This window comes from Shewanella goraebulensis, assembly GCF_030252245.1.
Lineage (GTDB): Bacteria > Pseudomonadota > Gammaproteobacteria > Enterobacterales > Shewanellaceae > Shewanella > Shewanella goraebulensis.
Map to the genome: position 1 here is coordinate 4,863,942 of NZ_CP126972.1, position 15,536 is coordinate 4,879,477.

The 15,536-nt window shown below is 40.9% G+C and carries 16 protein-coding genes; 1 reads left to right on the top strand and 15 read right to left on the bottom strand.

Annotated elements, in window-relative coordinates; genetic code table 11:
- Nucleotides 1-13: 13 nt before the first annotated feature.
- The 15 genes from glmU to mioC form a co-directional block, all read right to left on the bottom strand.
- The gene (gene glmU, locus QPX86_RS20510) at nucleotides 14-1,381 is read right to left on the bottom strand and encodes a bifunctional UDP-N-acetylglucosamine diphosphorylase/glucosamine-1-phosphate N-acetyltransferase GlmU (RefSeq protein ID WP_220754410.1); all 1,368 of its coding nucleotides are present in this window, start codon (nucleotides 1,379-1,381) and stop codon (nucleotides 14-16) included.
- Nucleotides 1,382-1,574: 193 nt separating this feature from the next.
- The gene (locus QPX86_RS20515; RefSeq protein ID WP_220754409.1) at nucleotides 1,575-2,003 is read right to left on the bottom strand and encodes a F0F1 ATP synthase subunit epsilon; all 429 of its coding nucleotides are present in this window, start codon (nucleotides 2,001-2,003) and stop codon (nucleotides 1,575-1,577) included.
- A gap of 33 nt (nucleotides 2,004-2,036) precedes the next feature.
- Nucleotides 2,037-3,428, bottom strand: coding sequence for a F0F1 ATP synthase subunit beta (atpD, locus tag QPX86_RS20520; RefSeq protein WP_102529139.1), 1,392 nt, complete (start codon nucleotides 3,426-3,428; stop codon nucleotides 2,037-2,039).
- Nucleotides 3,429-3,462: 34 nt separating this feature from the next.
- Nucleotides 3,463-4,323, bottom strand: coding sequence for a F0F1 ATP synthase subunit gamma (atpG, locus tag QPX86_RS20525; RefSeq protein ID WP_220754408.1), 861 nt, complete (start codon nucleotides 4,321-4,323; stop codon nucleotides 3,463-3,465).
- Between the two features lie 51 nt (nucleotides 4,324-4,374).
- Nucleotides 4,375-5,916: a F0F1 ATP synthase subunit alpha gene (atpA, locus tag QPX86_RS20530; RefSeq protein ID WP_220754407.1), complete on the bottom strand. Its 1,542-nt coding sequence runs from the start codon at nucleotides 5,914-5,916 to the stop codon at nucleotides 4,375-4,377.
- A 14-nt stretch (nucleotides 5,917-5,930) separates the two neighbouring features.
- Nucleotides 5,931-6,464: a F0F1 ATP synthase subunit delta gene (atpH, locus tag QPX86_RS20535; protein WP_220754406.1), complete on the bottom strand. Its 534-nt coding sequence runs from the start codon at nucleotides 6,462-6,464 to the stop codon at nucleotides 5,931-5,933.
- A gap of 16 nt (nucleotides 6,465-6,480) precedes the next feature.
- The gene (gene atpF / locus QPX86_RS20540) at nucleotides 6,481-6,951 is read right to left on the bottom strand and encodes a F0F1 ATP synthase subunit B (protein ID WP_055025454.1); all 471 of its coding nucleotides are present in this window, start codon (nucleotides 6,949-6,951) and stop codon (nucleotides 6,481-6,483) included.
- A 27-nt stretch (nucleotides 6,952-6,978) separates the two neighbouring features.
- Nucleotides 6,979-7,236 (bottom strand): F0F1 ATP synthase subunit C, encoded by a 258-nt coding sequence (gene atpE, locus QPX86_RS20545; RefSeq protein ID WP_012157432.1) that lies wholly within the window; start codon nucleotides 7,234-7,236, stop codon nucleotides 6,979-6,981.
- 32 nt (nucleotides 7,237-7,268) lie between these two features.
- On the bottom strand, nucleotides 7,269-8,090 hold the full coding sequence (gene atpB, locus QPX86_RS20550) for a F0F1 ATP synthase subunit A (protein ID WP_220754405.1): 822 nt from the start codon (nucleotides 8,088-8,090) through the stop codon (nucleotides 7,269-7,271).
- 12 nt (nucleotides 8,091-8,102) lie between these two features.
- A complete protein-coding gene (locus QPX86_RS20555) occupies nucleotides 8,103-8,486 on the bottom strand; it encodes an ATP synthase subunit I (RefSeq protein WP_102529134.1) in 384 nt (127 codons plus the stop codon).
- Between the two features lie 225 nt (nucleotides 8,487-8,711).
- Complete coding sequence (locus QPX86_RS20560; protein ID WP_285163777.1) at nucleotides 8,712-9,605, bottom strand: ParB/RepB/Spo0J family partition protein; 894 nt, start codon at nucleotides 9,603-9,605, stop codon at nucleotides 8,712-8,714.
- A gap of 15 nt (nucleotides 9,606-9,620) precedes the next feature.
- Nucleotides 9,621-10,403: a ParA family protein gene (locus tag QPX86_RS20565; protein ID WP_220754403.1), complete on the bottom strand. Its 783-nt coding sequence runs from the start codon at nucleotides 10,401-10,403 to the stop codon at nucleotides 9,621-9,623.
- A gap of 57 nt (nucleotides 10,404-10,460) precedes the next feature.
- On the bottom strand, nucleotides 10,461-11,084 hold the full coding sequence (gene rsmG, locus QPX86_RS20570) for a 16S rRNA (guanine(527)-N(7))-methyltransferase RsmG (protein WP_220754402.1): 624 nt from the start codon (nucleotides 11,082-11,084) through the stop codon (nucleotides 10,461-10,463).
- Nucleotides 11,085-11,203: 119 nt separating this feature from the next.
- Complete coding sequence (mnmG, locus tag QPX86_RS20575) at nucleotides 11,204-13,093, bottom strand: tRNA uridine-5-carboxymethylaminomethyl(34) synthesis enzyme MnmG (RefSeq protein ID WP_285163778.1); 1,890 nt, start codon at nucleotides 13,091-13,093, stop codon at nucleotides 11,204-11,206.
- A gap of 475 nt (nucleotides 13,094-13,568) precedes the next feature.
- Entirely contained in the window at nucleotides 13,569-14,012 is a 444-nt protein-coding gene (mioC, locus tag QPX86_RS20580; protein WP_285163779.1) for an FMN-binding protein MioC, read from the bottom strand.
- A 127-nt stretch (nucleotides 14,013-14,139) separates the two neighbouring features.
- Here mioC and QPX86_RS20585 point away from each other — a divergent pair, with 127 nt between their 5' ends.
- The gene (locus tag QPX86_RS20585) at nucleotides 14,140-15,525 is read left to right on the top strand and encodes an alanine/glycine:cation symporter family protein (protein WP_285163780.1); all 1,386 of its coding nucleotides are present in this window, start codon (nucleotides 14,140-14,142) and stop codon (nucleotides 15,523-15,525) included.
- Nucleotides 15,526-15,536 lie beyond the last annotated feature (11 nt).

Sequence of the window (15,536 nt, forward strand, 5' to 3'; positions counted from 1 at the left end):
TTAAAGCTCAATTTTATGATTTAGGCTTTTTGACTGGTCTTGCCCAACCACTAATGTGACGCTGCTTAACACGAGTAATAACTAACTCACCCTCGCCGACATCTTTAGCAATCGTAGAGCCTGCACCTAATGTGGCGCCTTTCCCAATAGTCACAGGAGCAATAAGTTGCGAGTCGCTTCCAACGAAAACATTATCTTCAATCGTCGTAACAAACTTATTTGCGCCATCATAATTACAGGTGATCGTACCCGCGCCGATGTTTACACCACTGCCGATTTGAGCATCACCCAAATAAGCTAAATGACCCGCTTTTGAGCCAACACCTAAAACCGCTTTTTTCATTTCAACAAAGTTACCAATATGGGCATCTTCTTTGAGTTCAGCACCTGTGCGTAAACGAGCAAATGGCCCAGCACTAGCAGCTTTACCTAGCTTGGCGCCTTCGACTATTGAGTAAGGTTTAATTTCAGCATTATCAGCAATCTCACAGTCAATTAAAATGGCTCCAGCACCAATCGTCACGTTATTACCTAGAGTAACCTTACCTTGAAAAATGACATTAATGTCAATCATCACATCCATACCCACGCTGACGTCACCACGGATATCAAGTCGAGCAGGATCACGAAGGTTTGCACCTTCTAGCATTAATTTCTCAGCCGCTCTTGCCTGGTATGCTCTTTCAAGTTGTGCAAGTTGAATGCGATTATTCGCCCCTTCAACTTCTACAGCTGACTCAGGTTGAGCTGTATCTATCGCTACACCATCTTCTTTTGCCATGGCGACAATATCCGTTAGATAGTATTCACCTTGAGCATTAGCATTTGATAAGCGACCTAACCAAGATTTAAGTTGTTTACCTGGAACCGCCATAATGCCGGTGTTTACTTCTTGAATTTGTAGTTGTTCAGCATTGGCATCTTTTTGCTCAACAATACCGACGACGTTGCCATCTTCACGAACAATACGACCATAACCTGTAGGGTTATCCAAATTAACCGTCAGAATTGCCATACCATTTTGCGGACGAGCAGCTAATAATTTTTCAAGTGTAGATTGTTGAATTAACGGTACATCTCCATAAAGGATAAGAACGGTATCGTCATCATTAATATTTGGATTTGCTTGCGCCACAGCATGACCTGTACCTAACTGTTCCGCTTGTAGTACCCAATTGACAGATTGCTCGCCTAATGCGCTTTGTAATTTATCAGCGCCATAACCATAAACAAGCTGAATAGCTTCGCTACCTAATGAGTTTGCCGTATCTATAACGTGCTGCACCATGCTTTTATGCGCAATAGGATGAAGAACTTTTGGTAAGTCAGAACGCATCCGTGTTCCTTTACCAGCGGCTAGAATAACTACATTTAATGACATCAGGTTTCCTTGAACTACTATTCACTATAATTGTGGTTATTTTAACGCAGTTTTATTGCAGCTGGAAACTAAGATATTTGAATGAAGGCGGACAGAGGTTGTTATATATGAATTTTGAAGATCATTTGTTTCAAAACTAAATATCAGACACAAAAAAGGCGACCCTAGGGTCGCCTTTTTAAAACAATAACCTTTATCTGGCAATGTTCTTTTTGATGGTTTCAACAACACGAAGTTGAGCTAAAGATTTAGCTAATTCGATTGTTGCAGCTTCATAATCGAAGTCAGCACCTGCGTTAGCGATATTCGCTTCAGCACGTTGCTTAGCTTCAAGTGCAGCTTGCTCATCAATATCATTGGCACGCATAGCGACGTCAGCAAGAACAGAAATTGAATCAGGTTGTACTTCCAGGATACCACCTGAAAGATACATAACTTCTTCACTACCATCTTGCTTAATCATGCGCGCCATGCCAGGTTTGATCTTAGTTAGCAAAGGAGCATGGTTAGGCATAATACCTAACTCACCTTCGGTACCGCTCACTTCTAAGAAGCTCACTTCACCGCTGTACATGCTGTTCTCTGCACTTACTATATCAAGTTTGACTGTCATGGCTGCCATCAAGATCTCCTAAAATACTAAGCTAATGCTCAGTTATTTCTTTTTGTTAGCTTTCTCGACAGCTTCGTCGATTGAACCAACCATGTAGAACGCTTGCTCTGGAATGTGATCGAACTCACCACTCAAGATGCCCTTGAAGCCACGGATAGTGTCTTTAAGAGAAACGTACTTACCAGGAGAACCTGTAAAGACTTCTGCTACGAAGAAAGGTTGAGATAAGTATTTCTCAATCTTACGTGCGCGGAATACAGTTGTTTTATCTTCATCAGATAATTCATCCATACCCAAGATAGCAATAATGTCTTTCAGCTCTTTGTAGCGTTGAAGTACAGTTTGTACGCCGCTTGCTACATCGTAATGCTCTTGACCAACTACTAATGGATCTAATTGACGTGAAGTCGAATCCAATGGGTCAACCGCTGGGTAAATACCTAGCGAAGCAATGTTACGAGACAGTACAACAGTCGCATCTAAGTGAGCGAAGGTTGTTGCTGGTGACGGATCGGTTAAGTCATCCGCAGGTACATATACCGCTTGTACAGAGGTAATAGAACCAGACTTAGTTGAAGTAATACGTTCTTGTAGAACACCCATTTCTTCAGCTAGTGTTGGTTGGTAACCTACTGCAGAAGGCATACGACCTAACAGTGCAGATACTTCAGTACCGGCCAAGGTGTAACGGTAGATGTTATCAACGAATAACAGTACGTCACGACCTTCGTCACGGAATTTTTCAGCCATTGTCAAACCTGACAATGCTACACGTAAACGGTTTCCTGGAGGCTCGTTCATTTGACCATATACCATGGCTACTTTGTCGAGAACGCCAGAATCTTTCATTTCGTAGTAGAAGTCGTTACCCTCACGAGTACGCTCACCAACACCAGCGAATACAGAAAGACCTGAGTGTGCTTTTGCGATGTTGTTGATTAATTCCATCATGTTGACGGTTTTACCAACACCAGCACCACCAAACAAACCAACTTTACCACCTTTAGCGAAAGGACATACAAGGTCAATAACCTTGATACCAGTCTCTAAAAGTTCTGTTGAGCTTGACTGATCTTCGTATGAAGGAGCTTCACGGTGAATTTCATAACGCTCTTCTTCACCAATGTCGCCACATTCATCGATAGGCTCACCCAATACGTTCATGATACGGCCAAGGGTTGCAACCCCAACCGGAACAGAAATTGGTGAACCTGAGTTTACGACCTCTAGACCACGACGCAGACCATCAGAAGAACCCATAGCGATGGCACGAACAACACCACCACCTAGTTGCTGCTGAACTTCCAGCACCAAACCATTACAAGTTCCTTCACCTGTGATCTTCAGAGCGTCATATACCTGAGGTACAGAATCTTGTGGAAACTCTACGTCCACAACCGCGCCAATTACTTGGACAACAGTACCTGTGCTCATGATTAATCCTCTAAACTTGATTTCGTTACCTAACCTAAACCGCTGCAGCGCCTGAAACAATCTCCGACAATTCCTGCGTAATCGCGGCTTGTCGTGCCTTGTTGTAAACTAACTGCAAATCGCTGATCAAATCGCCTGCGTTGTCGGTTGCTGCCTTCATAGCTACCATACGGGCAGCTTGTTCAGACGCAATATTCTCAACAACACCTTGGTAAACTTGAGACTCAACATAACGTGTCAGTAAAACTTCCAAAATATCTTTTGGATCTGGCTCGTAAATATAATCCCAAGGATACTTAGCTACTTCTTCTTCCGATTTAGGCAAAGGTAGCAGCTGCTCGATCACAGGAGTCTGGGTCATTGTATTAACGAATTTGTTAAATACAATAAACAGACGGTCCAATTTACCTTCGTTGTAAGCTTGTAGCATAACTCTCACGGTACCGATTAAATCGGCTAACTTAGGCGCATCGCCTAAACCTGAGGCATGGGCAGAGATATCTCCACCAAAGCTTTTGAAAAACTGAACACTACGTGCGCCAATAGGACAAAATTCAACATCTGCCCCTTGTTCTTTCCAGTTTTTCACGTCTGATACAACCTTTTTGAAAAGGTTGACGTTCAGACCACCACAAAGGCCACGGTCGGTTGACACAACAATGTAACCAACCCGCTTGGCATCTCGAACTTCCAAATAAGGATGTTTATATTCAAGAGTACCTTGCGCTACGTGACCGATCACCTTACGCATATGCTCTGCATACGGGCGGCTAGATGCCATACGTTCCTGCGCTTTGCGCATTTTGCTGGCAGCAACCATTTCCATAGCAGAAGTGATCTTTTGAGTGTTTTTAACACTCGCGATCTTGGTTTTAATCTCTTTAGCGCCGGCCATTTCTACTCTCCAATCTGGGACCGAAGGTGCCCAAAGACACCTCGATAATTATTACCAGGTTTGGGTTTCAATGAACTTGTCCATGCCCGCTTTTAATTGACTTTCAATGTCTGCGTTGTAATCGCCAGAAGCATTAATAGTATTAACAAGCTCAGCATGTTCGCTGTTCATGAATGAAAGCAGAGCAGCTTCGAAGCTACCGATTTTACTTAATTCAACACTCTTCAAGTAGCCTTTTTCAGCTGCGAAGATTGAGATAGCTTGGGCAGCAATGCTCATAGGAGCATATTGCTTTTGCTTCATAAGTTCGGTAACACGCTCACCATGCTCAAGTTGAGCACGAGTTGCATCATCTAAGTCAGATGCAAATTGTGAGAACGCAGCAAGCTCTCGATACTGTGCTAACGCGGTACGAATACCACCAGACAGTTTCTTAATGATCTTAGTCTGAGCCGCACCACCAACACGAGATACTGAAATACCTGGGTTAACAGCAGGACGTAAGCCTGAGTTAAATAAGTCAGTTTCAAGGAAGATTTGACCATCAGTAATAGAAATTACGTTAGTCGGTACGAATGCAGATACATCACCTGCTTGGGTTTCAATAATAGGCAACGCAGTTAAAGAACCGGTTGTACCTTTTACTTCACCGTTAGTGAATTTCTCTACATAGATTTCGTTTACACGTGAAGCACGTTCTAATAAACGAGAATGTAGATAGAATACATCACCTGGGTATGCTTCACGTCCTGGTGGACGCTTCAATAGTAGAGAGATCTGACGGTAAGCAACTGCTTGCTTAGATAGATCATCATATACGATTAAAGAATCTTCACCGCGGTCACGGAAGTATTCACCCATTGAACAACCAGAGTATGGTGCTAAGTATTGTAATGCTGCAGCTTCAGAAGCTGTTGCAACTACAACAATAGTGTTAGCTAATGCACCGTGCTCTTCAAGCTTACGTACAACGTTAGCGATTGTAGAAGCTTTTTGCCCTACCGCTACGTATACACATTTAATGCCTGAATCTTTCTGGTTGATAATTGCATCGATAGCCATCGCTGTTTTACCAGTCTGACGGTCACCAATGATCAATTCACGTTGACCACGACCAATAGGGATCATGGCATCAACGGCTTTATAACCAGTTTGGATTGGTTGATCTACAGACTGACGTTCAATAACACCAGGAGCGATAACTTCAATAGGAGAGTAACCATCGTTGTCGATTGGTCCTTTTCCATCAATTGGCTCACCAAGGGTGTTAACAACGCGGCCTAATAAACCACGACCTACTGGTACTTCAAGAATACGACCAGTAGTCTTAACTTTTGCGCCTTCTGCTAAATTAGCATAAGGACCCATTACTACGGCACCGACAGAATCACGTTCTAAGTTCAACGCGATTGCAAAACGGCCACCAGGCAGTTCGATCATTTCACCTTGCATTACATCGGCAAGGCCGTGAATGCGAATGATGCCGTCACTTACTGCAACGATTGTACCTTCGTTGCGAGCTTCACTAACGACGTCGAACTGCTCGATCCGCTGCTTAATCAGATCGCTGATTTCAGTGGAATTCAGTTGCATGCTCAAACTCCCAATTACGATTGTAGCTTATCAGACAAGCGCGATAGATTACCGCTAACCGAGCCATCAATGACTAAGTCGCCTGATTTAATAATTACACCGCCAATAAGCGATGCATCTACACTACAATTCAGCTTAACTTTGCGTGCGAGACGTTTCTCAAGAGAAACACTAATTTGCTCTTCCTGCTCAGAACTTAGCTCAGTTGCTGAAACAACAGTTGCTTCAACTTCTTTTGCCCATTCATTGCGGTACTCAGCAAAAAGTAGAGAGACTGTTGGCAGTATCTCTAAACGACCGTTTTCAGCCATAACCTTAATAAGGTTTTGACCCTGCGCATTGACCTGCTCACCACATACTTCAATAAATAGTGAGGCAAGTTTAGCACTAGCCAATGAACCACCAAGCAACGGTTGAATTGATTCGTTTTCACTAACCAATGCCGCGAAGTTCAGCATTTCTGCCCAATCTTCAATTGCTTTATGTTCAACAGCAAAATCAAAAGCTGCCTTTGCATAAGGACGAGCAATGGTGCTTATTTCAGCCATAACTCCGATTCCTTAATTAAATTTCAGCAACAAGTTTATTAACTATGTCACTGTGAGCTTCTGGATCAATCGAACGTTGAAGAATTTTCTCTGCACCTGTTACGGCAAGAGTAGCAACTTGCTTACGCAAGTCATCTTTAACGCGATTACGTTCGTTTTCAATTTCAGCTTGACCTTGAGCAATGATTTTCGCACGCTCTGTATCAGCTTCAATTTTCGCTTCTTCAACTATTTGAGCTTTGCGCTTATTAGCTTGCTCAATAATTTCATTAGCAGTCGCCTTCGCTTCTTTTAGTTGCTCATTAGCTTTCGCTTGAGCCAACTCTAGATCTTTTGCAGCACGTCCTGCATCAGCTAGCCCATCGGCAATTTTCTTCTGGCGTTCTTCGATAGCGTTCATCAATGGCGGCCATACAAACTTCATGCAAAACCACACGAAGAGTGCAAAAGAAATCGCTTGGCCTAGCAGGGTAGCGTTAATACTCATAACGACAACTCCTTCTAAGGGGGGCGATTAGCCAGCTAATTGACCTAAGAATGGGTTAGCGAATACGAAGAATAATGCAACACCAACTGCAATCATTGAGATCGCATCAAGTAGACCAGCTACGATGAACATCTTAGTTTGTAATGCTGGAGCAAGTTCTGGTTGACGAGCTGAAGCTTCTAAGAATTTACCACCTAAGATAGCAAAACCAATACCAGTACCTAGCGCTGCTAAGCCAATCATGATCGCAACAGCTATTGCTGTAAAGCTAATTACAGTTTCCATTTTATCTCCGATAAATAACTAATTTTATTAAATTAATGTTCTTCATGTGCCATGCTTAGATATACAATCGTAAGCATCATGAAGATAAACGCCTGCAGCACAATAACCAAAATATGGAAAATAGCCCAAGGCACTGATAATGCAAACTGAGCCCACCAAGGCATCAGTGCTATCAGAATAAAGATCAACTCACCTGCATACAGGTTACCAAACAGACGAAGTGATAATGAAATCGGCTTCGCAATCAAAGTCACTGTTTCCAAAACTAAGTTTACTGGAATCAAAGACCAATGATTGAAAGGTTGTAAGGTCATTTCTTTTGTGAAACCACCAAATCCTTTTACTTTAATACTGTAAAAAACAATCAACGCGAACACGCTCAAGGCTAGACCAAGAGTTACGTTTAAGTCGGTTGTTGGTACAATTTTAAGGTAAGGAACACCTAAAAATCTGTTTGCGGCTTCAGGTACAAAGTCAACTGGAATTAAGTCCATTAAATTCATCAGGAAAACCCAGACAAAGATAGTCAGACCTAATGGTGCGATAACAGCGTTACGCCCATGAAATGAGTCTTTAACGATTTTATCTACACCTTCCACGCACATTTCAACGAAACATTGAAATTTACCTGGAACGCCAGTTGTTGCTTTTTGTCCTACTTTGAAGAATGCCCACAAAAATAGAACCCCAAGACCTACTGAAAACAAAAGTGAGTCAATGTGCCAAGTCCAAAACCCGGCATCTTGACATGCATAGTTAAAAGCAATTCCGCCATCGGCAGAACACATTTTCGCATTAGTCAGGTGATGCTGGATATACTCGGAAGCAGTTAATGCTTCACCAGTTGTCGCCATGATTAATCTCACTTAATTTTGCTTGAAGTATAAAGGGGCTGTCCAAGGTATTAGTAATGCCAACAAATAACAGCTAAATAACGGCAAAAATGGCGTTTTTAGCATGCCAAATGCGATGGCAAATAACACAATGGTTAGCAGCAACTTTACCGCTTCCCCCAAGAAAAACATCCAAACGACTTTTCCTGACGCTTTAGCTCCCGCATGAGAGAAAGCAAGGGTTGCGAATACAAAATTAGGGAGTACAGCAATAAGACCACCTGCTAAAGCAGATAAGCCATACTGAGCTCCCCACAGAGCGAAAAAGAAAATTGAAGTTCCCCCAGCTACCGCCGCCTGCAACAACACTATTCGATAGGCTGACCACCGGCCACGACGCGCTAAAACCTTACTCAATTTTGAATCTCCGCATTAGTACTTATTTTTCCACTGGGCCATTAATGTGATCATTAACAACTCAGACAGGAAAAAAAGCATGCAAAGTATACCTTTTCACACCTTGTTTGCAACTTTGATGAGAGGTTAAACAGTGATATTAGGCGTGATTTGGCTCTAAATTTCTAAAAAGTCAAAATTACGCCTTGTTACAAAGTTACTATTGAAATGACTTTGTTGGGGGATTTAGTGAATTTTGCTAAGTATTCCATCCAATTCAGCAAGATCTTGGTAGTTTATTACAATTTTACCTTTACCTTTACTGCCATGATTTATCGCCACTTTAGCACCTAACTTTTCAATTAACTGTTGCTCTAAGCGGGTTACATCATGATCTTTAGTTGGTTTTTCGGCTTCTTTAGTCGGATTTAGAGCTTTATTCACTAATCGTTCAGTTTCGCGAACTGTCATTTCTTTAGAAGCGACCAATCGAGCTAAATTAGTTTGCTCTTCACCTTCAATAGCAAGTAAAGCACGAGCATGACCCATGTCTATATCACCATATTCTAATAAACGTTTAACAGGCTCATTTAAACTATTTAAACGTAATAAGTTAGAAACACTTGCTCTAGATTTACCGACAGCATCGGCGGTTTGTTGATGTGTTAATTCAAATTCTTCTAGTAATCGCTGTAATGCTATAGCTTCTTCCATAGCGTTTAAGTCTTCACGTTGAATATTTTCAATTAAAGCGATGGCAACTGCTGATTCGTCCGGGACCTGTTTAACAATACATGGGACTTTGTCTAATTGAGCTATTTGCGATGCTCTCCAGCGGCGTTCACCTGCAATAATTTCATATTTTTCGGCATCAATTTTACGCACAACAATAGGTTGAATAACACCTTGTGATTTAATTGACTCCGCTAACTCTTCTAACGCTTCAGGTGACATGTCTTTACGCGGTTGATACTTACCTGACTGCAGTAAATCTAAATCGAGCATCAATAAGCCATCTTCCTTTGGCGCTTGGATTACTTCAGCTTCTGTTTGAGTCAGCTCAGTTTTTCGGCTAGCAGCGTTGCTATTACTTAACAAAGCATCCAAGCCCTTACCTAAACCGCGTTTTTTTAACGTCATTTTATTCCCTTACGCTTACTTAGATTCTGTTTGTTGCTCTGCGCGGCGAATGATTTCACCCGCTAAAGCTAAATAGGCTTTGGCACCAGCACTAGATTTATCGTAATACATTGCAGGAGCCCCAAAACTTGGCGCTTCAGCTAATCGAATATTGCGCGGGATCACTGTGCGGTAAACTTTTTCGCCAAAATGTTGTTTTAATTGATCAGATACATCATTTGATAATCTATTACGAGGATCATACATTGTTCGTAAGATCCCTTCGATGCTCAAGTTAGGATTAACCATAGCGCCTAACTTAGTTATGGTATCAATCAGTGCTGTCAAGCCTTCTAAGGCATAGTATTCACATTGCATTGGCACTAACACTGAGTCAGCAGCCGACATGGCATTAACTGTCAGCATGTTCAGTGATGGCGGGCAATCAATAAAGATAAAATCATAATCATCTTTTACTTCTGCCAATGCATTTTTTAATCTAATTTCTCTGGCGAAAAACTCCATGAGTTTAATTTCAGCTGCGGTAACATCACCATTTCCTGCAATCAGATCATATTTGCCCGTCGTATCTTTAATGACTATTTCGGCAAAAGATTTTTCTTCGACAAGTAATTCGTAAGCGGTATTTTCAACTTCGTATTTATCAACACCACTCCCCATAGTGGCATTACCCTGTGGATCAAGATCGATTAACAGCACTTTGCGTTTTGTGGCCGCAAGCGAGGCTGCTAAATTAACACAAGTTGTTGTTTTTCCTACGCCACCTTTTTGGTTGGCTACGGCAATGATTTTACCCACGTGTTCACCCTAAGGACATATTTACGATGTCCGATAATATTTATTTTATTGCCAGCGTTATGATTTCTTCACTAGCTTTAACAGATGTCTTTGTTCATCTAACTTTGGCACTGTCAATGTGATGGTTTCTACTACATCAAATTCAGTTGGAATACTGGTTAATTCAGTTTCACTGAGTTGGCCTTTTAACGCATAAAATTGACCATTATCAGCAGGTAAGTGATGACACCAAGTCAACATATCTTCAATTGAGGCAAATGCACGGCTAATTACACCATCAAATTTTTGCTCAGGTTCATAAGCCTCAACACGGCTTTCAACTGAAGTAATGTTATTGATCTTTAATTCAAACTGAACCTGCTTTTGAAAACGGATCCGCTTTCCTAAACTGTCTAGAAGTACAAATTCTTTGTCAGGATTTAAAATAGCTAATGGGATCCCAGGTAAGCCTGGTCCAGTCCCAACATCAATGAATCTTTGTCCCTTAAGATAAGGAGAAACCACTAAACTGTCCATAACATGACGGATTAACATCTGTTCAGGATCTCTGACTGATGTCAGGTTATAGGCTTTATTCCATTTATTTAGCATGGTAACAAACCCAACCAATTGTTGCTGTTGAGTTTCTGTCGCTGAAATATTGGTTTCAGCTAGATATGTTTTAAGTTGATCGGCTAGCACGCTAAGTGACCTCTAAATCAAAGGGAATCATAAATCATCGGGTATTATGAATGGCAGAAATGACTAAGGGAAGCCTCAAAGCTTCCCTTATTGGTCAAAACACAACTTTTTACTGCGATTTATGCGCTTTTACGCAATAAACCACGTTTTTTAAGGTGAACCAACAAAATTGAAATAGCAGCTGGGGTCATTCCAGAGATCCGTGAAGCTTGACCAATGGTTTCTGGTTTATGCTCATTCATCTTAGCAATGACTTCATTAGATAAACCCGCCACCTCTTGATAATCGAGATCTAAAGGTAAACTTGTCGTTTCATGACGAATGGCTTTATCGATCTCGCCTTGCTGTCTTTGAATATAGCCAGAATATTTTACTTGAATTTGTACTTGCTCTGCAGCACGTGCATCTTCAATTGCAGGGCCAAAACCTTCTAAGCTCATGAGCTTCTTGTAATCCATTTCTGGACGGCGTAATAGATCTTCAAATGAAGCTTCACGAGAAATGGGTGTATTCAATACAGGATTCAATACGTCTAACAGTGGAGAATTGTTGTGAACCCAATTACTGCGCAGGCGCTGCAGTTCAGTTTCAATAGATTCTCTTTTCTCGCTAAATTTTTGCCAGCGATCGTCATCAACCAAACCAAGTTCACGACCTTTTTCTGTTAAACGCAAATCAGCATTATCTTCACGAAGTAGTAAACGATATTCTGCGCGACTGGTAAACATTCTGTATGGCTCTTTTGTGCCTAAAGTTGATAAATCATCAACTAACACACCAATGTATGCTTGATCGCGTCTCGGACACCAAACCTCTTTACCTTGAACTTGTAAAGATGCGTTCATGCCAGCTAATAAGCCTTGGGCTCCCGCCTCTTCATAACCTGTTGTACCATTGATTTGTCCAGCAAAGAACAAACCATCAATATTTTTAGTTTCTAATGAATTTTTAAGGTCTCTTGGATCAAAATAATCATATTCAATGGCATAACCAGGACGAATGATCTCTGCGTTTTCCATACCTTGAATTGATCTGACTAAATTTAACTGAACATCAAAAGGTAAACTAGTTGAGATCCCATTTGGATAGATCTCATTGGTGGTTAGTCCTTCTGGTTCAATAAAGATTTGATGTGAATTTTTGTCTGCAAAACGATTAATTTTATCTTCGATCGATGGACAATATCTTGGACCAATACCTTCAATAACTCCTGAATACATTGGGCTACGATCAAGTCCACCACGAATAATATCGTGAGTTTTTTCATTGGTATGAGTGATAAAACAAGAGACTTGCTCTGGGTGTTGCTCAACATCACCAATAAATGACATGACTGGTAACGGATCATCACCTTTTTGCTCTTGCATTTTATCAAAATCAATCGTGTTGGCATCGATTCTCGGTGGTGTCCCCGTTTTAAGACGCCCAACACGGATTGGTAATTCTTTTAACCGATTTGCTAGTGCAATTGCTGGTGGATCACCAGCACGGCCACCGCTGTAATTTTCTAATCCAATATGGATTTTACCACTGAGGAAGGTACCCGTTGTTAATACAACACTTGGAGACTCAAATGCTAATCCCATTTGAGTCACTACACCAATAACTCTATTATTTTCAACAACTAAGTCATCTACAGCTTGTTGGAAAATTCGTAGGTTAGGTTGATGCTGGAGAATTTGCTGAATTTTTTGACGGTAAAGCGCTCGGTCAGCTTGAGCACGAGTGGCTCTTACTGCTGGGCCTTTGCTTGAGTTTAAGGTTCTAAATTGAATACCTGCGAAGTCAGTGGCTGTTGCCATTGCACCACCCAAAGCATCAATTTCTTTAACTAAATGGCCTTTACCAATTCCGCCTATGGCTGGGTTACAAGACATTTGTCCGAGGGTATCAATATTGTGAGTCAGTAAGAGGGTTTTAGATCCCATTCTTGCTGCTGCAAGTGCCGCTTCAGTTCCGGCATGACCACCACCAACAACAATAACATCAAACCGTTCATGAAAATGCATTTTGTAACCTTGGGTAAAAGTAATTTTTCTAATTTACAGTTAAATCTGAATTTAGATCGAAAGAGTGTTTCAGCCGAGTATTTTAGCACTTGCTTTGCCTTTCGGGAATGATCAATTTTCTCATTTTGATCAGACACGCTTCGCTTAATAGATCTTAAGATCTTTAAATAGATCTTTTTATTACTGTTACTATTAGGATCGAGGTTTTCTGTGGAAAAGCCTATTTTTCTTTTATAATCATAAGTTAATGTTAAAACGATCCTGTGATCTAACTGCGATCAGTTTCAATATAACTTGGGGATAGATCGGCTAGTTATCCACAGGGGTGATCTTTAACAAGATCAGGTGTGGATCAATACAAAGTTATGATCGGATAAAATAATAGCTTATCCACATAGTTATCTTTCTAATTAACTTATTGTGGATAAGATTAGATCATATTGTGGGTATAAATGAAGATATTAACCAAATTTTACTAAGTAATAATTGTTTGCCATTCAGATAACCAAGCTAAAGCAGCGTCTTCAGGCACAGGATCCATTTGTACATCAATCTGGATCTTATTCACAATCGGTTGTGCATTCAAAAGATCTAGTTGAAAAATTATTTTTTCAGGGCCTTGGCAAAAAGTATCGTAACTTGAGTCACCAATGGCACATAAAGCATATTTCACTGAGTTAAGATCGTCTTTAGTTGCGATCAGTTGCTGATAAAATGGTTCAATATTGTCTGGAAGATCACCTGCTCCGTGTGTAGAACACACGATTAACCACAGTGAATTTAGATCTAAATCTGCTAGATCTGGTGTTAAATGTATCTGGATTTGATGACCTAAATCGGTCAGTTGAGCTGCCATATCATCAGCAACATATTCGGTTCCGCCTTGTGTCGTACCGACTAATATCTCTACTTTTGCCATGCTATTACCTTAATTTTGGCCACTATTAGCCATAGTTTAAGTCATAGTTTACGCAGATTTGTCATTGCACAAAGCGGTTTTTGTCCGTATTTTCAAAGATAACTTTTAACAAACCTGTAACTTACTTATGTCTCTTGTTTCTATTACGGCTGAAATTGCTGATTTAGCATGGGGACCACACATGTTGGTTCTTTTAGTCGGTGGTGGCCTATTTTTCCTTATTTATTCTAGGTTTATCCCATTTCGTTATATCGGTCATGCTATCAATATTGTGCGTGGAAAATACCCTGATAAAGGCGCTGAAGGTCATATTACTCATGCCGGTGCACTATCCAGTGCGATGGCTGGAACCGTTGGTATGGGCAATATTGGCAGTGTTGCTGTGGCTATAATGGTGGGTGGTCCTGGCGCCATTTTTTGGATGTGGATCAGTGCCATCGTCGGAATGGCAACCAAATTCTTTACCTGTACTTTAGCTATTATGTATCGAGGTAAAGATGAAAATGGTGATGTGCAAGGTGGCCCTATGTACATTATTACTCAAGGGTTATCTAAAAAGTGGCACTTTTTAGCTGTTTTCTTTTGTGTTGTAGGTCTAGTGGGTAACTTTCCATTATTTAACTCCAATCAACTGGTACAGATTATTCGTGAATGGCTAATTGTAAAACCAGGATATTTTCCAGCTAATGAATCTACTTTTTGGATCGATTTATCACTAGGTATCGTTGTTATGCTGATTGTTGCTAGCGTTATTTTAGGCGGGATCAAACGTATTGCATCTGTGGCATCAAAGGTGGTGCCATTGATGATCCTCATTTATATGAGCTGTGCTTTTTATGTTATTGCGACTCATATAACTGAAATACCTTATTATTTTGAATTAATTTTTACTGAGGCTTTTTCATTAAACTCTGTTGGGGGCGGCATATTAGGTACGATGCTAATTGGTATTCGCCGCGCAGCTTTTTCAAATGAAGCGGGTATTGGTACCGAAGTGATGGCTCATGGTAGTGCGAGAACCAATGAGCCTGTTAAAGAAGGCCTTGTCGCTATGCTTGGTCCTGCCATTGACACTTTGTTAGTGTGTACTGCAACTGCAATGATCATCTTAATTTCTGGGGTTTGGCAAACAGGTGAAGCACTAGGTGTAAATTTATCCGCTCAAGCGTTTGAAATGACAATGCCAGGATTAGGGCCTTATTTATTGATATTGTGTGTGGTGTTTTTCAGTATCAGTACTATTTTTACTCAAGCATTTTATGGTGGCCAGTGCTTTGCTTTTTTATTTGGTCGTCAAAGGTTACGCTTATATCAGTATTTTTTCTTGTGTGCGATTTTATTTGCAGCAACGGCAAGCATTCAAGAAATCGTTAATATTATTGATGCGGCATATGCCTTAATGGCTATTCCGACAATGACGTCTGCTATTCTACTTGCGCCAAAGGTGAGGGCAGAATCTAAACGTTACTTTGCTAAACTTGCCAATAAGTCACTGACTACAAATCATCATTAATGAATAGAAAT